Source organism: Candidatus Clostridium radicumherbarum (assembly GCF_045310525.1).
Classification (GTDB): Bacteria; Bacillota; Clostridia; order Clostridiales; family Clostridiaceae; genus Clostridium_AT; species Clostridium_AT radicumherbarum.
Genome location: NZ_JBJHZY010000004.1, coordinates 1 through 19,035 on the forward strand (window position 1 = coordinate 1; position 19,035 = coordinate 19,035).

Consider the following 19,035-nt stretch of genomic DNA (forward strand, 5'->3'; position numbering starts at 1 on the left):
ACAGATATATATGGAAAGACTTTATTATGATTGGAATGAGGTTATTATTGGAGGAAAGAGGTTAAAAATGGGGTACAACTAGCAGCAATTATAATTATGGACATTATCACCAGTAGCTCGATTAAAGAAAAGCCCTTCTTCATTTATTTCACCTATTTTGCTTATTATTCTGCTGAGCTAAAAATCTGATTACCATCTGTGTCTTTAACAGTATAAGTATTATCATCTTTTGATATTACTAGATTATAGCCTTTATCATTGTTTTTAAATGAAATAGTCACATCAGCAGTATTTACTGTTGCATTTATATCAGTAGCTTTGATATTAGTTGTACTCGTAACAGCAGCTTCAATTTTAGCTTTATCAAAAGCATTCCCTTGCTCTGAATAAGTCCACATAGCAGCATTATAAATTTGTTTTCCTTTACTAATTACATTTGCTTCCTTAGCCTTACTTATATATCCTGAAACCTTTGGAACTGCAAGTGCAGATAAAATAATTATTATTGTAACTGCCACAATTATCTCAATTAAAGTAAAACCCTTTTTCCTTTTTCCCCCAATTTTATTGCTTTTGATTAAATAAAACATTTTTGTATCCTCCTATTTTTCATTAAATTTTTGATTTACATTAATACTTTATTTATTTTTTTCTAAGTTAAAAGTTCTAATAATAAATCTCACCTTTTATTAAATTTCTCGATACAAGCTTCAATTTCAATTTATGCCTTAACCGTAATATTCCATCATTAACACTTAAATACTATTCATCAAGTTCATCATTGGCATAAGGACAGCTATTAGCAAATACCCTATTACAATGGATAAACCTAATATTAAAGCTGGTTCAATTAAAGTAGTGAGTTTATCAATAGTTGTAAATAAGTCTTCTTCTATAATGTCTGACACTTTAATAAGCATTTCATCTAAGCTTCCTGTTTCCTCTCCAATTTTAGTCATGGACATAAAATTTCTAGGAAAAAATTTCATTTTTTCTAAGCTTTCTGAAAGGCTTTTACCACCTTTAACTTCCTCTAAGCAATTTCCCACCTCCTTTATTACATATTTATTATCAATAACACTTAGTGTAATAGTTAGTGCTTTACTTATCTGTATCCCACTTTCTAGTAATATACCAAGAGTTCTTGAAAACCTTACAGAAATCAATTTTATATACAAATTTTTTGTAATTATATTGCTAATTTTAAATTTATCTATCTTTATTGCAGTGCTTTCAAGACTTTTAAAATTCATAAAAGCAGCTGCTAGGAAAAAAAGTATTATTGCAATAAACAAATAGTTCTCTTTTAGAATTGAACTGATATTTAATATTATTTTTGTTGATGTTGGAATTTTGGCAGAAATGCCATCAAGTGTTGATACTAACATTGGTATAATAGTTGTTATCATAATTAACATCATTAAAATACTTACAAATAGTACTATGCAGGGATAAGTAAGTACCTTTATGAGCCTATCTTTTATTTTCTTCTCATTTTCATAATACTTTCCAAGCATGTTAAAGATTTTATCCAGCCTCCCACTTTCTTCTCCTACCTTTACCATATTGACTAGAAGATTAGGGTATAGTTTAGAATCTTTATTAAGACTATAAGATAGGTTTTCCCCTTCATAAATTAACTGCTCTACCTCTTCTAAATTCCTAATTAAGGATTTATTTTTAAAATCTTCTTTTATTATTTGAACTATATCTAAAATATTTAATCCTGCAGAAAGTAATGAGGAAAAATTATTACAAAATAAAACCAATTCTTTTAGAGACAAAGATGATTTAATAAAGCTTAAATTAAATGTTTTTATTTCTTTATAGTAGAATATAAAAAAGCCGTTATTTCTAAAGGAAATAGTTAAATCCCTTTTATTGGTACACCAGCATCTTCCCTTTAATTCCTTTCCATCTAAATTCTTAACCTTGTATTCGCAATATGGCATTTCTAGCACTCCAAAATTATTAAAAATTATTACCTCTGAGTTTAATGTATTCTTCATAGGTGGTTAGCCCTTTTACTGCCTTATCTCTACAATTTTCACTTATGCTTCTCATTCCTAAATTTTTAATTAATTCTCTAATATCATCTACATTTTTACTTCTTGTAATAAGCTCTCTAAGTTCTTCACTGGTTTTCATAATTTCATATACAATAATTCTTTTTTTATAACCTGTATAATTGCAAAACACACAGCCCTTGCCTTTATAAAGGACCTCATTAGGTTCTAAATTTAAATTGCTTCTTTCCTCAATGTTAGGCTCATAAGGCTCCTTACAAAAACTGCAGATTTCTCTAACAAGCCTTTGTGCAATAACTGCTACTAAGGAATCAGCTATTAAATAAGTTGGAATTCCCATATCTTTTAATCTAATTACCGAAGAGGCTGCATCGTTTGTATGCAAGGTAGATATTACTAAGTGACCGGTTATAGCAGCCCGAACCGCAATTTCAGCTGTAACTTCATCTCTGATTTCTCCAACCATGACAATATCGGGATCTTGGCGCAAAAGGCTCTTTAAACCATTTGCAAAAGTTAGCCCAGCTTTATTATTTACATTTACTTGATTTATACCTTTTAAAGCCATTTCCACAGGATCTTCAATGGTAACAATATTATTGTGGCTCTTGTTAACATGATTGAGCATTGAATATAAAGTGGTGGTCTTTCCGCTGCCAGTCGGGCCTGTGACTAAAATAATTCCATGTGTACTTTTTAGTAAATTATTCATTAGTTCTTCATCTAAATTATCAAAACCTAATGATTTAAGGTTCAGTAATTTATTAGATTTATAGAGAATTCGTATTACTATTTTTTCACCATATAATACAGGTAGAGTTGACACTCTTAAATCCTTATATTCACCTTCATACTTAAAAGCTATCTTGCCGTCCTGGGGAAGCCTCTTTTCTGCAATATCCATATTTGCCTGCAATTTTATTCTGCTGCAAATGCTGCTAAAGATTTCCTTTGGTAATGTAAAGTCATCTAAAAGGTAGCCATCTAATCTGTACCTAACTCTAGCAGCCTCCTCAAAAGGTTCAATGTGAATATCACTGGCTTTATAGTTTATACCCTGCTCAATTATTGTGTTTGTAATCCTTATAACAGGTGAAGCCTCAGAATGGATAAAAGATGAATTATAAACTCTCTCTTCTTTAACTAAATTTTTGTATTGAAACTTAAGTTTTTCCAGCATAGAATTTGTATCATCAATTTTATCCACTTGGTTTATAAGATTTTCAATTTGTGATTTTGCTGCATAAAAAACTTTTAGGTTTCTTTTAGTTAAAAAAACTAAATCCTTTAAGATTTGATTTTCCTCAATTTTATAGGCTGCAATATAAAGAGAGTTTTCTTTCATGTATAAGGGAATTAAGCAGTATTTAATCATGATCTCCTTTGGAATAAAATTCATAACCTCATAGTCTGGTTTTATTCCATTTAAATCAATTATTCTGTCATTTTTTATTTCAAAAGAGCTCATATTTGTAAACCACACTTTCTTAGGAATTGCGTTAACAATCTTAAGTATAACCACCTAAAATTTTTTTAAACCTATTATTTTTCGCAAAAAATAAAAAAATATGCCAAATTTTTTAAGTCACTTTTAAAGTGTCCTAAAAATTTCAAGCATAATTTTTTAATAAATATCTTTAATGTTTTATTTTTTAAGCTAAATATTCACCAACAAAGCTTGTAACAGCAGGTCCAGTCATATATATACCTTTTTCTGTAACCTCTATATAAAGAGTTCCTCCTGGTATTTCTACTGTTACCTTATTTTCTACTAGTCCTAATTTGTTTGCAACTACAACTGATGCACAGCTGCCAGTACCACAGGCTAAAGTAGCTCCAGCACCCCTTTCCCAGGTCATAACTCTAATTTTATTAGGGTTTACTACCTCACAAAAATTAACATTTGTGCCTTCGGGAAATAATTTATATTTTTCAATTGCTTTACCTTCTTCAACTGAAAAATCCTCCAATTTTCCAAAAATAACTGTATGGGGTACACCTAGTAATATAGAATTAATTTCATAATTTTTATTTTCTATTTCTATCTTTTTCATTAAAACTTCCTGATCACTAATAACAGGAATATATGATGGCGTAAAAGTTGGCATACCCATATTTATAGTAACTTCCTTTACTTCCCTATTATCTATTTTTAAATAGGCAGTTTTTATTCCATCATCAGTTTCAATCTTTATGCTATCTTTTTTATCTACAAGTTCATGCTCCCATACATATTTAGCAAAACATCTAATCCCATTGCCGCACATGTTAGCTAGCGAACCGTCAGAATTTATTATTGTCATTTTAATATTAGCCGAGCTGCTTTTTCTTACAATTAAAATTCCATCAGCACCAATGGCAAAATTTCTGTGACAAAGTCTTTTTGCTAAGGAGCTTTCATTTATTAGTTTATTATCTAAATCCTCAATAATAATAAAGTCATTTCCATTACCATGCATTTTAGTGAATTTCATAGTTATCCTCCTTTTAGTGATCGCACTGGATAGTTTATGCTTGCTCATTAAATATCTTCTAAGATATATTATAAGTTTCAATTAATAAGAGATTTCTTATTAATTATAATATATTCATTAAAGCCATTTCAAGAAAGTAAATGCATTAATATAGGGAACCTTTGATTTTAAAATATTATAATGATATACTAGCAGATATAAAGTTTTACTAGAAAGAAGGAAAATAATATGCCATTAGATGGTATTTACTTATATAGCCTGAAAGATGAACTCTGCAAAAAAATAATTGGAAGCAGAGTTGATAAAATTTCACAACCAGAAAAGGATGAAATTGTCCTTAATTTAAGAGTAGAAAGAACAAGCTATAAGCTTCTTGTTAGTGCTAGTTCTACTTATCCAAAAGTACATTTAACTAATATAAATAAAGTTAATCCTATTAAAGCTCCAATGTTTTGTATGGTACTTAGAAAATATCTAAGTAATGGAAAGATAGTAAGTATTTCTCAATTGGATACAGATAGAATCTTAATTATAGATTTTGAAAGCGCTGATGAGTTAGGCTTTAATAGTGTATATTCAATGATAATTGAGATAATGGGAAGGCACAGCAATATAACACTTATAAGACAGCGGGATTCGGTAATAATAGACTCTATTAAGCATATAACTCCAGATATAAATAGCTATAGAAGCCTATACCCAGGAATAAAATTTGTATATCCTCCTTCTTCAACCAAATTAAGCCCTTTTAATTTTAATTATCAAGACTTAAGTAATTTTATTGAATTGAATTTTATAAAATTTGAACCAAATATGTTTTCAAAGATTTTTACTGGAATAAGTTCTCCTTTTGCAAAGTCCATAGCTATAGAATTAGAAAAAAATAATATAGCATTAAACCTAACTAGATTAAAGGAAATATTTATTTATATTTTGAATTTATTTGAAGGTTTAAGGACTAGTTATTTTGAGTTTATATCCTATAAATTTGGCGACTCACTAAAAGATTTTTATTGCATTAAATTACATCAATATAGCGGACTTTCAGAAAAAGTATTTTCTTCACCTTCTGAGTTAATTGAAAGTTTTTATTATGAAAAGGATAAAAGTGATAGATTAAATATAAAGAGCTCTGATCTGCAAAAAATAATTCACACTAACATAGATAGATGTAATAAAAAATTAGAATTACTAAAAGGCACATTAATTGAGTGTGATAGCAGAGAAAGTTATAAAATCAGCGGTGAATTATTAACTGCTAATATTTATAATATTAAAAAGGGCATGAAAGAAGTTCGTGTCTTAAATTATTATGCGCCTAATGAGGATTATATAAATATACCTATTGATGAAAATAAAACACCTTCAGAGAACATTCAAGGCTATTATAAAAAATACAACAAATTAAAAAAATCTGCAGAGATGGCAGAGCTTCAAATAAAGGCTGCTTCAGAGGAGTTAGACTACTTACAGTCTGTATTAACAAATATTAAGAATGCAGAAAGCTATGAAGAAATTGAAGAGATCAAAAGAGAGCTTATTGACACTGGGTATATAAGATTTAAAAAGGAAGATAAGAAAAAGTTTAAGTCTTCAAAACCTATGCATTTTTTAGCAAGCAATGGTGAGCATATATACATTGGCAAAAATAACATTCAAAATGACTTTTTAACACTAAAGTTTGCTGATAAAAAGGATATATGGCTTCACACTAAAAATATTCCCGGATCTCACGTAATTATAAAATCTGCAAATGAGGTGTCAAAGGAAACCATTGAGGAAGCAGCTATCCTTGCTGCATATTACAGTAAAGGAAAAGACTCTACAAAGGTACCTGTAGATTATACTGAAGTTAGAAATGTAAAAAAACCTTCCGGAGCAAAACCAGGAATGGTAATCTATTATACAAATAAAACCATCTATGTAAATCCTGAAAAATTAGAGCTTCAAAAAATAGATTAAACAGGTTAAAAACCTGTTTATTTATTTTTTGTAGGATTATTAATATATTGATAATAGTAGCAAAGCAGTCTTCCATTATATAACTTCCTATTTTTGTCAGCCTTTTTCCCAAACAACTCTTGAAACTTAAGGTTTGAGGTTATAACAAAGAAAGACCAGGAATCAAGATTTCTATAGAGTTCCCCCATAGCCTTGTAAAGTTCCTCTACTTCAACCTTATCCCCTAATCTTTCACCATATGGTGGATTACTTATTATAAAACCATATTTCTTTTGTGAGCTAAACTCTCTGGCATCACGCTTTTGAAATGCAATATATTCTGACACACCTGCTTTTAAAGCATTTTCCCTGGCTGTTTTAAGCAGTCTTCCATTAACATCAGAAGCTAGAATTTGAAAGCTTTCCTTATTAATTTTACTTTTAGCATAACTTCTAATTTCTTCCCAAATAGACTTATCCATGGTAGGCCAGGTTTCACATACAAAGCTTCTGTTTAAGCCAGGTGCAATGTTTTTTCCTATTAGTGCAGCTTCTATTGGTATGGTTCCTGAGCCGCAGAATGGATCAGCAAGTACTCTGCTTGGTTCCCATGAACTTAAGAGTACTAGTGCAGCGGCTAAGGTTTCTTTAAGTGGAGCCTCCCCAGCAAGCTCTCTATAGCCTCTTTTATGTAAACCTGAACCAGTGGTATCAATGGTTAAGGTAGCTATATCCTTTAATAGCGCAATTTCAATTTTATAAACTGGGCCATCTTCTTCAAAATAGTCAATGTTATATTCTTTTTTCATGGCCTCTACCACGGCCTTTTTTACTATGGATTGACAATCTGGAACACTATGAAGCACAGATTTTATAGATTTACCAACCACGTGCATTTTCCCGTTCTTAGGTATAAGTTCTCCCCAGGGCACTCTAAGTGTTCCTTGAAACAGCTCTTCGAAGCTCTCTGCCTTAAATTCAGCCATTTTAATTAAAACTCTATCTGCAGTTCTTAGCCAAGTATTGCAGATTGCAATATCATATTCATCACCTTTAAAGCTAACCTTACCATTTTCGCTTATTAAATCTTCATATCCTAATAATTTTAATTCCTTAGCCACAACAGCTTCTAAACCAAAGGTTGAAGTTGCAATTAAATCAAATTCCATAAAATTCGCTCCTTAAAATTTACTAGAATAACTATACTATAATATTAAATAAATAACAATAACCATTACATTAAAATAGCCGCAAAACCAAGTGTTATTCTGCTTTTGGAGAAGCATGCTTGGTTTTGCAGCTATTATAATTTTAGTTATTTCGTAAATTTCATCAATATTTTACTCTTCACTTTTAATGATATATTTCTCATTCATAAGTCCTAATTTATCTAAAATATAGAATACTATTGATAATAATGTTCCTATTACTGCAGCTAATGCCATTCCTTTAAGCTCAACATCACTGCTTAATTTTATTGTTGCTCCACTTACACCTACAACAAAGGTTACAGCTGCAAGCACCATATTATAACTCTTACTAAAATCAACCTTTTGCTCTACAAACATTCTAAGACCTGAAGATGCAATTACACCATAAAGTAATATTGTAATCCCACCCATGACTGGACTTGGTATTGTTTGAATAGCTGCAGCTATTTTTCCTATACAGGAGAATATTATGGCTAATATTGCAGCTCCTCTAATTACCCAAACGGAATATACTTTTGTTATAGCCATAACTCCTATGTTTTCTCCATAGGTTGTATTAGGAGGAGAACCTGCAAAACCAGAGATAATATTGCTTAATCCATCCGCAAAGAGGGACACATGAAGTCCTGGATCTTTAATCAAATCCCTATTTGTTATATTTCCAGTTACGATTAGATGGCTAATATGTTCTGCTAGAACTACTAAACATGCCGGAGCTATTATAATCATTGCCTTTGTATTAAATATAGGTGCAGTGAAGGTAGGTAGTTTAAACCATGGAGCATCTATTATAGGCTTAAAATCTACCATTCCCATAAATAGTGCCAACACATATCCAGAAAGCACTCCAATTAATATTGGAATAATCTTAAAAAACTTTCTAAAAACTACAGATCCTATTGTTCCTACAAGTAAAGTGAATAAGGAAACAGTTATAACCTTTGGATCAGCTGTATAAGCTTGTACGACCTTACCAACTGCTGTAGGGGCTGCTGCAAGGCCTGCCATCTGTGCTGCCGTTGGAGCAAGCTCTAGTCCTATTACAGCAACTACTGCTCCCATTACAGGCGGTGGCATAATTACATCTATCCACTTTATTCCTACAAACCGTATTACAATAGATATTATAACAAAGAATACTCCGAAAAATATGAATCCAACTTGAGCTTCTCCAAAACCTCCACCTCCTGCTAGTATTGCAAAAGTAGGTGCAAGAAATGCAAAGCTTGAACCTAGATATGCCGGTATTTTTCCTCTTGTAATGAAGGAGTAGATTAAAGTACCTATTCCATTCATGAGAAGAGCTATGGCTGGATTAATACCAAATAAAATTGGCACCAATATTGTTGCACCAAACATAGCAAAAAGATGCTGAAAACTTAGAGGTATTGTTTGTAATATAGGTAACCTTTCGTCAATATCAATGTAATTTTTCATAATTGCCTCCTTTTAGCCTCTCTGGGCTATATTAAAAGATTTCTTTTGTTTAGATTTCATATATTTTAACTGAGTCTGTACTATCTACTTCCATTAATTCAACAGAAACTAGCTCTTCCTTAGAAGTAGGAATGTTCTTACCTACATAATCAGCCCTGATAGGTAGTTCTCTATGCCCTCTGTCGATTAATACTGCAAGCTGAATTATATTTGGTCTACCATGATGAATAACAGCGTCTAAAGCAGCTCTTGCAGTTCTTCCAGTAAATAGTACGTCGTCAACTAATATGACAGTTTTATCTTTAATATCTATGTCTAAGGTATCATTATTTAAAACAGGTAAATCACTAATTTGAGATAAATCATCTCTATATAAAGTAATATCTAAGCTTCCTACCTGAATTGATACTCCTTCAATGTTTTTAATAGCTTCAGCTATTCTATAGGCTAGCGGATATCCTCTTCTTTTAATTCCCAGTAGAATAACATTCTCTACACCTTTATTCTTCTCAATTATTTCATGTGCTATTCTAGTTAAGGTTCTTCCAATAGCCTTATCATCTAAAATTTGAGTTTTAAATTTCAAATTTATTCCTCCTATTGTCGGAACGCTGAATAATTTAAGATTACTCACTCCCGCTCGCAAATTACTCGTAAAAGCCCATTTAGGGCTTTTACCTCCTAAAATTATAAGTCGCTCTTGTTAAAACAAATTAAAAAACGCCTTGATGCAAGATCAAGACGTATAATAACATAATAAGCTATTACAATATGCGCCTTATGATCTCACTGGATCACTTAAAGGAATATTTAATCATTGAAAATATAATATCACATATTATTTCTTATTTCAATTCATTTTTTAAAATATTGATAACTTTTTTAAAATCCTCTGGTGGTTCAGTGCAAAATTCTACATATTTCTCAGTTCTAGGATGAATAAAGCCTAAAAGCTTTGCATGTAGCAGCTGACCTTCTAAATTAAATCTTTGTTTTTTATAGCCATAAACAGGATCACCTACAATTGGATGACCCTTGTATGCCATATGTACACGAATTTGATGGGTCCTTCCTGTCTCTAATTTACATTCAATTAAGGTATTATTTTTATATCTTTCAATAACCCTATAATGAGTAACGGCTCTTCTGCCATCTTTAACTATAGCAATTTTAACCCTTTCTATAGAATGCCTTCCTAAGGGCTCATCAATAGTTCCTTCATCATCTTTCATAATACCTTCTACTAAAGCTAGATATACTCTATTCATGCTGTGATCCTTAAGCTGCAGAGCCAATTTATTATGTGCATAGTCATTTTTTGCAACTACAAGAACACCGGAAGTATCTTTATCAATTCTGTGAACAATCCCAGGCCTAGATACTCCATTTATCCCAGAAAGATCTGTGCAGTGACCTAATAATGCATTAACAAGTGTATTTTCATAAACACCTGCAGCAGGATGAACTACCATTCCTTTAGGTTTATTCACAACAATTAAATCACTATCCTCATATAAGATGTCAAGGGGAATGTTCTGAGGCTTTATAGATAATTCTATGGGATCAGGTATAGTAATTAAAATTATATCTTCACTATTTATTTTATAATTGCTTTTCTTAAGTCTATTATTTACTAGTACACTATTTTCTTCTATTAAATTTTGAATATAAGACCTGGATTTTTCTTTAAGCATATTTGCTAAATATACATCTAGCCGCATTCCACTTGAAGTTTCATCCACAACAAATTGCTTTTCTTTCATTATACTTCATCCCTTATTATACTTAATGCTAGTAGACAGGTTCCAATAACCACAAACATGTCTGCCACATTAAATGTAGGAAAATAATATACAGTTTTATAATGAACCAATATAAAGTCCACCACAAACTTATACACAAATCTATCGATTAAATTACCAATAGCTCCTGTAATAATCATTGCCATACTTATTCTTAAAAACCTTGACTTAGGCTTATATTTAACTAAATAGAAGATCATAGCTAAAACCACTATACTTGTAACAATTGAAAGAAGCTGTACTTTATTTTGAAAGATACCAAAAGCAGCGCCTCTATTTTCTAAATAAGAAAAGGCAAAAATATTTTTTATTATTACCACATCACCATTTACATATAGACTTTTTAAAGCCCATATCTTAGTTATTCTGTCTAATAATAAACCTACAACAATTATTAAAATTTCCATCCCCATCTCAACCTTTCATAAATATTAATCTGGAAGTTGACTTTTGTATTGATCATTACTTACCTTTTCAATTGGTTCAACAAAATCTTGATCATCATCCATATACTCATAATCTACATTCTCTCTCCATTCGTTACTTTGAACGTCCTGATAGCTGTCCTCGGCATCATAACCAACTTGATTATATGTCTCATCAAAATCATTAAAACCATATCCAAAGGGTTTACCTAAAACATCTTCTTCAATTGCCCTATTATTTTTTTCCCTAGGTTTTAGGTTTGCATTTTTTTCCTGGCAGGAAACACAAAATTCTGCATAAGGTATAAATTCAAGCCTTTCCTCAGAAATTTCTCTTCCACACATTTTACATTTACCATAGGTACCATTTTCTACATTTCTAAGTGAATCCTCTATTTTGCCTATTAAACTTATTTCATGTTCCTTGAGAGCCCTTCCTTTTTCTGCATCATAAAGCTCTGTTGCTACGTCTGAGGGATGATTATCATATATAGAGAGTTCAGATAATTCACTTGAGAACTCTTCATCTGAGTTAAAGGTTTCATTGCCTTCCATTTGCTTGAGAAACTCTAAGACATCTTCTCTTTCCTTAAGCAGCCTATTTCTAAAAAAATTCAACCTATCTTTATTCATTATACCACCCACCTAATTATATTTTGTATCTTTATATATTTTCTCATAATCAGGTGATTTTATTACTTTTTAAGATTGAACATTAAAAAATTCACTAAGAATACTTATAAAGTCTGGAAAAGAAATATGTGTACATTCCCAATTATTAATTATGGTAGATTTGTAGTTTTTACAGCCTAAGGCAGTAAATGCCATCGCTATCCTATGATCATTGAAAGGATTAATATAAATATCTTTATTTAAATACTCATTATTACCCGTAATCTCCATATAGTTGTCAGTGTAGTTTACCTCTACTCCGCATTCTATTAAATTATCTACAATGGCCCTAATTCTATTACTTTCCTTAAATTTTAACTCTGAAATTCCATTAAAAATTGTACTTCCCTCAGCAAAACAGGATAAAACAGCTAGAATTGGTATTTCATCTATTATATTAGGTACCTCATCCTCTTCAATGGTTATTCCTTTTAAGCTGCTGCTTTTAGCTATTACATATCCGATTTCTTCATAATTTTCTGTTTTAATTACCTTATACTCAATATTGGCATTCATTTTTATTAGTATATCTAAATATTTTTTTCTTCTCTCATTTAATAATACATTTTCAATTTTAATATTACAATCTTCATGCATAAGTGCACAGCCTATTACAAAGGCAGCAGAAGATATGTCACCAGGAATTATCATATCCTTAACTGTAATTTTTGAATTGCTTATGCTTATTCTTAAATTATTTACCTCAATATTGCTGCCTAGAGCTTTAAACATACGTTCAGTGTGGTCTCTAGTGTATTGCTTTTCTGTAATTGTAGTTTTCCCTTCACTTAAAAAACCAGCAATTAATAAGCTAGATTTTACCTGTGCTGATGCAATAGGCATATTATATTCTATTCCTATTAACTTTTTACTGCGTATAAAACTTAAAGGCAATAAATTATTATTGGTATTTATTTCAGCTCCCATTTGCTTTAATGGCACAATGATTCTATCCATAGGTCTTTTTCTTAAGGATTCATCTCCATCAATAGTTCCCATTAATTTAGTGCCTGCTAAAAGTCCAGATAATAGTCTTGCTGTAGTTCCTGAGTTACCAGCATCTAATATTCCTGCATTTTTATTAAAGTTTTCAAATCCAGGGGAATTAATTATAACATCACCCTTTTGGATTTTTGCATTAACACCTAGCCTTTCCATGCATGTTAGCGTTGATAAGCAATCTAGGTTATTCGGAAAATTCTTAATTGTATATTCTCCTTTTCCCAAGGTCCCAATAATTAGAGACCTATGAGCTATTGATTTATCGCCCATAAGGTTAAAAACCTTATTTATTGACCTATCCTTTTTCTTAAGCCTTATCTTCATAAAATATACCTTCCAGCTTTTTTACCCTTGATATGATGCCACCTAGTGCTTCAATAGATATAGTTTGCCTTGAATCAGAAAGAGAATTTTCTGGACTTATGTGACTCTCAATTATTAAGCCATCAGCACCTGCAGCTATGGAGGCTAAAGACATAGTAGGTACAAGTTCTCTTAGTCCTGTTCCATGACTTGGGTCAACAATTACCGGCAATCTACACTTTTTCTTTATAGCTGCTACACTATTTAAGTCTAAAGTATTTCTTGTATAGCTTTCAAAGGTTCTAATTCCTCTTTCACACAAAACTACATTTTCATTTCCACCAGAAACTATGTATTCAGCAGCTTTCAGCCATTCAGATAAGGTTGCACTCATTCCTCGTTTAAGTAGTATCGGTACACTAACTTTTCCAAGTTCCTTAAGGAGGCTGTAATTATACATATTTCTTGAGCCTACTTGAATCATATCTGTAAAATCCATGGACATTTCTACATCTCTTGGGTCCATTATTTCAGTTACGACAGGCATTTGAGTTTCCTTAGAAACTGCTTTCAAGATTTTTAAACCTTCATATTGCAGGCCTTGAAAATCATAGGGTGAGGTTCTTGGCTTAAATGCTCCTCCCCTAAGCATTTGAACTCCTATCTTTTTAAGCTCAATTGCTATTTTCAGCATTAAATCATAATTTTCAACAGAACAAGGACCTGATATAATTATTTTTTCTGTTCCACCAAATATTAAATCCCTAACTTTAACCTTTATATCATCCCCGCTTTTTTTATCTACTAATAGATTTCTCATTTACTAATCACCTACATATTCTTTAGCATACTTTTTAAAATCGTTGTTGAATTTTCAACAGCAATACCTTTAAATTTTTCATAATCAATATGAGCTCCAGTATTTGCATTATCTGAAATAGATCTAATAACTACAAATGGAATATTATTTAAGTGGCATACCTGTGCAATACTTCCGCCTTCCATTTCGCAGGCAAGAGCACCAAACTCTTCCTTGAGCCATTTAATCTTATTTACATCAGCAATAAACTGGTCTCCTGTAACTATTCTGCCAATAAAGCTATTTATGTGGTTAAGCTCCATTGAGCCTTTCTTTGCTTTATTTACAAGCTCCTCAGAGCATTTAAAATCATAGGTATCAAGCCTTGGAACCTGGCCTATTTTATCTCCAAATGCAGTGGTATCTATGTCATGTTGAACTAAATTATCAGCTATAACCACATCTCCAGGCTTTATTTCAAGTCCAATTCCCCCTGCTATTCCTACGTTTATTACGTAATCAACATTGAAATCATCGATTAAAACTTGCGCACATATAGCAGAATTTACCTTGCCAATACCACTTCTGACTACTACAACTTCCTGTTTCCAAAGGGTGCCGCAGTAAAATTCCATATTTGCCTTAATTTCTTTTCTTTTTAGATTTATTTCATTAATAAGCTTAGCAACTTCTTCATCCATTGCTCCAATAATACCTATATTCATTTCATTCCTCCATTTAGTCGGAAGCACTGAGTAATTTAAGCTCACTCGCTTCCCCTCGTAACACTGTTTAGTCTAGCTTGCCGATTGCTCATCAGCAGACTACCCGTAGAAGCCCATTCAGGGCTTCTACCTCGTTAAAGTCCATTTAGGACTTTAACCTCCTTACAAATACTGCTATTTAAAGCCCATTTTAATTCTTCTTCACTTACAACAATTTTAATTTCACATTGTCCAATATTCCTTAATAATACAAAATTTAAGTTGTTCAAATTTTTCTTATCATGTTTTATAGCATACAAAAAGCTGCTGTAATTGTCAACTTTATGCTTATCTTTTATCCCAAATTTACTATATAAATTTAGCACTCTAGAATAAACAGTCTTAGGTAAGCCTAATATTTTTTCAGAAAGTTTAATAGCAGTGAGCATTCCTAAGGCCACAGCAGTACCATGATTCACCTTATATTCTGAAGTAATTTCCAGACCATGTCCTACAGTATGACCAAAATTCAAAATGTTTCTTATATTCTTGTCTTCAAAATCTGATTCTACTACCTTTGTTTTTATATTTAGACAGGTATTAATAATATGCATCATAGTAATGTTATCTAGCTTCAAGACTCCATCAATATTGTTCTCAATATACTGAAACAAATCCACATCTTTTATTAGTCCATATTTAATTACTTCGCCCATTCCATTTAATAACTCTTCTTTATTTAAAGTAGTTAAGAAATCAGTTGCTATATATACAAAAGTTGGTTTATAAAAGCATCCTATGGAATTTTTTAAATTAAAAAAATTATAGCCGACCTTTCCACCAACTGAACTGTCAACTTGAGAAATTAGTGTAGTAGGAATATTAATAAACTTAATTCCTCTCATGTAGGTTGCTGCTGCAAAACCAGCTAAGTCTCCTACAACTCCACCTCCTAAGGCTATAATAAAGCTTTCTCTGTCAGCATTACTCTCTATTAAAAATTCATATATATGGCTTATAGTACCGTAATTTTTGTTTTCTTCTCCATTATTCATTACTAGCACTTGACAGTTATATTTACTCTTTAGCTCCTTTAATAGTGATTCGTATATAGCAGCAACTTTGTCATCAGTTACTACAAAAACTTTATCATTGGCACTTACGTAATCCTTCATAACTAAATCAAATTCTTTAAAACTATTTGACAGATAAATATTATATGAATTTCCACTAACAAGCTCCATATTACCCCTCCTTTAATCAAAATAGAAAATCTCACTCTAAGGAGTGAGATTTATGCTACTCGGATTTTACAAAAAAACTTTTAATTTCGTTTAAATTATCATCTTTAAAATCGTTATCTTCTATATTTTTCACTCTGAAATCATCGTTATCATTTTCTAAAATACTTTCAGTCTGAATTTCTTTTTCTACAATATAATCTTCAGAAGCAGAACCTATACTATAATTTTTAACTACATCCTTTTCTAAACTCTCAAACATTTCTATTTGAGTATTCATAAAGTTTTTAAACTTTGTTCTAAACTTTATGAATTCCTGCTTTATTCCTTCATAGTCATCATTTACTTTTAACACATCATTGTGTGCTTTGTCCAAAATTCTTTGAGAAGTCTCATTTGCACTTCTAATTATAATATCTGCTTCCTTCTGAGCGGTCTGTTTTGACTGTTCTGCTGCATTTTGTGCTAATAATAAAGTGTTTTGGATAGTAGTTTCCATTTTAGCATAATGTTCAATCTTTTCATTTAAGCCAAGCATTTTTTCCTTTAATGATGAATTTTCCTTGTAAAGTGCCTCATAATCTTCTGCTATATTATCTAGAAATTCATCTACTTCTTCAGAAGAATATCCTCTTATTACTTTTTTAAATTCCTTATTTGATATATCCATAGGAGTAATTTTCACTTTATCCACCTCTTATATGTATTTTTTTATAGAAAGTTTTAATTTCCCCTTTTGTGTAGTACCTATAACTTCAAGAATTTTATACTTACCATAGCCTCTAATAGTTAAAACATCTTGAGCTTCAATATTCTTATCCTTTTCTCTTAATTCAGCGTAATTTAGTAAGACCTTACCTGAATCTATGATTTCAGCAGCTTTAGCTCTGGAAAGGCCGGAAATAGAACTTATAACACAGTCCAGTCTTAAAGATGTAATTTTTATCAAAATATCTTTACTACTATGAATTAAACTTATATCTTTAAAATCCTCAATAATCTCTACTTCACAGGGACATTTTCCAACGTGAGTCAAATTCTGATTTATGTATTCACTAATATCCTCACAAACAGCAGTGAAAATACTATTTTCAGACAATATCATATCGCCAAATTTTTCTCTTTTAATTCCTAGTGCCATAACAGCACCTAAATAATCCTTATGTTCAAGTGTTTTAAACTTTGATTTATTAATAATCTTAATAAGGTTCACAGGATAATTAGCAGTTTCTATTTCCGCTTTAGAAAAGGCCATAATTTTTCTTTCTGAGTCTTCGAAGATCCCATATGAATCCATTTCAACATGTAAACTGCTCCTCATATTAATGATAGCTTTCCATACACTTGGAGGTAAAAATTCATTTGAATAAATAATTTTATTGGTTTTCTCAGCTAGATTTATTTTATCATATAAATTTGAAAGAAGATTTTTATCTTCAAAATTTATAGAATTAACAAACGTCTTTTTATCCATTATACAAGAATCCCAAATAGAGCATTTACTATATATCTGAGTACTGCTATTATAAAATAAGCTACTATCGGAGAAAAATCCAGCATTGTTGAAGGTATCAGCCTATCTTGAATCTTTCTTGCAGGTGCCATAAAAGGTTCTGTAAAGATATGTAATATATCTATTAAAGTGTTACCTCTACCTCTATAAACCCAAGATAGAATTACATCTATAAATATTGCATATTCAAGTAAAGTAAATAGATAATTTAATGCAGTCTGTATAGTATTAAGCATAATTCCCTCCAATATTACTTAGTCCAATTTAAGATTCCCTTACTAGTAAGTTCACTTTTCAAATCATTAGAAACCTCTACATTAGAAGGAGAAAGAATATATACTCCTTTTTCAACCTGCTGAAGTTCACCGCTAAGGGCGTAGCAAGCACCGCCAATGAAGTCTAAAAGTCTTTGTGCAATTTTTGCTTCTAAGGCAGTTGTATTAACTACAACAATCTTTCTATTTTTTAAATTATCACATATATTTGCAGCCTCATCATAATCATTTGGCTTAATTATTACAACTTTTGCAGAAGCAGCAGTATGGATATTTACAACTTTACTGTTCCCTGCCTTTTTCGAAGTGCTAAATATAGGTTCTACCTCACTAATATTATTTTCTTCAAGTTCTTCTTCTATTTCGTCTCTTTCATCTAATTCAACATCTTCTTCTAAGCCTAAAAATCCCATCATTTTATTTATCATCTTTGCACACATTTTCCTTACCTCCAATATTAGTATAATTTCTCTCTCCAAAAATTCCAGTACCAACTCTTACCATATTAGAGCCTTCCTCAACTGCAATTTTATAGTCATGTGTCATTCCCATGGATAAATACTCCATAGAAATATTTCTAAAGTTTTTATTTCTTAATTCATTCCATATAGTTTTCATTTCTTTAAAATAAGCTCTGCATTTTTCCTCAGGTCCAATTGGAATAATTGCCATAAGCCCTTTGACCTTAACATTATTACATAGTTCACACTTCTTTAAAAGACCTTCCAGATCTTCTATTAATATTCCGGTTTTGGAATTCTCTCTTCCTATATTAATTTGAATTAAGGTATTAGCAATGCAGTCCTTACTAGAATATTGTCTTTCTATTTCTTCTAATAATTTTATACTATCTAAGGAGTGAATCAAATGAACTTTCCCAGCAATATACTTAACTTTATTTCTTTGCAAGTGACCTATTAAATGCCATTTTATATCTTTAGGAAGCATATCAATTTTTTCAGAAAGTTCCTGCACCTTATTTTCTCCAAAGTCTCTGCATCCATTTTTATATGCTTCTTCAATAGCTTCACATGGCTTAGTCTTGGATACAGCGATTAATGTAATATTATTAGCTAAATCTCTCTTTATTCTATTTATATTTTCCTCAATAGACAAAATATCGTCTCCCTTAGCATGCACTTGGATAATTTAGTATAATATTATTATAGTATACTATTCTTCATAAAATACAAAAATCCTTCAAATATT

21 protein-coding genes are annotated in these 19,035 nt (G+C 31.0%); 1 reads left to right on the top strand and 20 read right to left on the bottom strand.

Annotation, left to right across the window (positions count from 1 at the left end; all coding sequences use genetic code 11):
* Positions 1-44: 44 nt before the first annotated feature.
* From ACJDUH_RS16010 to dapF, 5 genes are all read right to left on the bottom strand, one after another.
* Complete coding sequence (locus ACJDUH_RS16010) at positions 45-143, bottom strand: prepilin-type N-terminal cleavage/methylation domain-containing protein (RefSeq protein WP_406766214.1); 99 nt, start codon at positions 141-143, stop codon at positions 45-47.
* Positions 144-164: 21 nt separating this feature from the next.
* Positions 165-590: a prepilin-type N-terminal cleavage/methylation domain-containing protein gene (locus ACJDUH_RS16015; protein WP_406766215.1), complete on the bottom strand. Its 426-nt coding sequence runs from the start codon at positions 588-590 to the stop codon at positions 165-167.
* Between the two features lie 165 nt (positions 591-755).
* Positions 756-1,952, bottom strand: coding sequence for a type II secretion system F family protein (locus ACJDUH_RS16020; RefSeq protein ID WP_406766216.1), 1,197 nt, complete (start codon positions 1,950-1,952; stop codon positions 756-758).
* 19 nt (positions 1,953-1,971) lie between these two features.
* Positions 1,972-3,495, bottom strand: coding sequence for a GspE/PulE family protein (locus ACJDUH_RS16025; RefSeq protein ID WP_406766217.1), 1,524 nt, complete (start codon positions 3,493-3,495; stop codon positions 1,972-1,974).
* Between the two features lie 184 nt (positions 3,496-3,679).
* Positions 3,680-4,501, bottom strand: coding sequence for a diaminopimelate epimerase (dapF, locus tag ACJDUH_RS16030; protein WP_406766218.1), 822 nt, complete (start codon positions 4,499-4,501; stop codon positions 3,680-3,682).
* Between the two features lie 228 nt (positions 4,502-4,729).
* Between dapF and ACJDUH_RS16035 the strand changes: the two genes are divergently transcribed.
* A complete protein-coding gene (locus ACJDUH_RS16035; protein ID WP_406766219.1) occupies positions 4,730-6,463 on the top strand; it encodes an Rqc2 family fibronectin-binding protein in 1,734 nt (577 codons plus the stop codon).
* Between the two features lie 17 nt (positions 6,464-6,480).
* Here ACJDUH_RS16035 and ACJDUH_RS16040 read toward each other — a convergent pair whose 3' ends face one another.
* From ACJDUH_RS16040 to ACJDUH_RS16110, 15 genes are all read right to left on the bottom strand, one after another.
* Entirely contained in the window at positions 6,481-7,611 is a 1,131-nt protein-coding gene (locus ACJDUH_RS16040) for a THUMP domain-containing class I SAM-dependent RNA methyltransferase (RefSeq protein WP_406766220.1), read from the bottom strand.
* 171 nt (positions 7,612-7,782) lie between these two features.
* Positions 7,783-9,093 (bottom strand): uracil permease, encoded by a 1,311-nt coding sequence (uraA, locus tag ACJDUH_RS16045; protein WP_406766530.1) that lies wholly within the window; start codon positions 9,091-9,093, stop codon positions 7,783-7,785.
* A gap of 46 nt (positions 9,094-9,139) precedes the next feature.
* Positions 9,140-9,676: a bifunctional pyr operon transcriptional regulator/uracil phosphoribosyltransferase PyrR gene (gene pyrR / locus ACJDUH_RS16050; protein ID WP_406766221.1), complete on the bottom strand. Its 537-nt coding sequence runs from the start codon at positions 9,674-9,676 to the stop codon at positions 9,140-9,142.
* A 259-nt stretch (positions 9,677-9,935) separates the two neighbouring features.
* Entirely contained in the window at positions 9,936-10,853 is a 918-nt protein-coding gene (locus ACJDUH_RS16055; RefSeq protein ID WP_406766222.1) for an RluA family pseudouridine synthase, read from the bottom strand.
* Positions 10,853-11,299 (bottom strand): signal peptidase II, encoded by a 447-nt coding sequence (gene lspA / locus ACJDUH_RS16060; protein ID WP_406766223.1) that lies wholly within the window; start codon positions 11,297-11,299, stop codon positions 10,853-10,855. Before lspA ends, ACJDUH_RS16055 begins: the two co-directional genes overlap by 1 nt.
* Positions 11,300-11,323: 24 nt before the next feature.
* Entirely contained in the window at positions 11,324-11,950 is a 627-nt protein-coding gene (locus tag ACJDUH_RS16065) for a TraR/DksA C4-type zinc finger protein (protein ID WP_406766224.1), read from the bottom strand.
* Between the two features lie 69 nt (positions 11,951-12,019).
* The gene (gene aroA / locus ACJDUH_RS16070; RefSeq protein WP_406766225.1) at positions 12,020-13,315 is read right to left on the bottom strand and encodes a 3-phosphoshikimate 1-carboxyvinyltransferase; all 1,296 of its coding nucleotides are present in this window, start codon (positions 13,313-13,315) and stop codon (positions 12,020-12,022) included.
* On the bottom strand, positions 13,299-14,114 hold the full coding sequence (gene aroF / locus ACJDUH_RS16075) for a 3-deoxy-7-phosphoheptulonate synthase (protein ID WP_406766226.1): 816 nt from the start codon (positions 14,112-14,114) through the stop codon (positions 13,299-13,301). The genes aroA and aroF overlap by 17 nt, the downstream gene beginning before the upstream one ends.
* A gap of 11 nt (positions 14,115-14,125) precedes the next feature.
* Positions 14,126-14,818, bottom strand: coding sequence for a 5'-methylthioadenosine/adenosylhomocysteine nucleosidase (locus ACJDUH_RS16080; protein ID WP_406766227.1), 693 nt, complete (start codon positions 14,816-14,818; stop codon positions 14,126-14,128).
* Positions 14,819-14,952: 134 nt separating this feature from the next.
* Positions 14,953-16,041 (bottom strand): 3-dehydroquinate synthase, encoded by a 1,089-nt coding sequence (aroB, locus tag ACJDUH_RS16085; RefSeq protein ID WP_406766228.1) that lies wholly within the window; start codon positions 16,039-16,041, stop codon positions 14,953-14,955.
* Positions 16,042-16,096: 55 nt separating this feature from the next.
* Positions 16,097-16,723 carry a DivIVA domain-containing protein gene (locus ACJDUH_RS16090; RefSeq protein ID WP_406766531.1) on the bottom strand — a complete coding sequence of 209 codons (627 nt, stop codon included), beginning with the start codon at positions 16,721-16,723 and terminating at the stop codon, positions 16,097-16,099.
* Between the two features lie 12 nt (positions 16,724-16,735).
* On the bottom strand, positions 16,736-17,512 hold the full coding sequence (locus tag ACJDUH_RS16095) for a YlmH family RNA-binding protein (protein ID WP_406766229.1): 777 nt from the start codon (positions 17,510-17,512) through the stop codon (positions 16,736-16,738).
* On the bottom strand, positions 17,512-17,787 hold the full coding sequence (locus ACJDUH_RS16100; RefSeq protein WP_406766230.1) for a YggT family protein: 276 nt from the start codon (positions 17,785-17,787) through the stop codon (positions 17,512-17,514). The genes ACJDUH_RS16095 and ACJDUH_RS16100 overlap by 1 nt, the downstream gene beginning before the upstream one ends.
* Before the next feature lie 14 nt (positions 17,788-17,801).
* A complete protein-coding gene (locus tag ACJDUH_RS16105) occupies positions 17,802-18,266 on the bottom strand; it encodes a cell division protein SepF (RefSeq protein WP_406766231.1) in 465 nt (154 codons plus the stop codon).
* Positions 18,244-18,942 (bottom strand): YggS family pyridoxal phosphate-dependent enzyme, encoded by a 699-nt coding sequence (locus ACJDUH_RS16110; protein ID WP_406766232.1) that lies wholly within the window; start codon positions 18,940-18,942, stop codon positions 18,244-18,246. The genes ACJDUH_RS16105 and ACJDUH_RS16110 overlap by 23 nt, the downstream gene beginning before the upstream one ends.
* Positions 18,943-19,035: the final 93 nt, after the last annotated feature.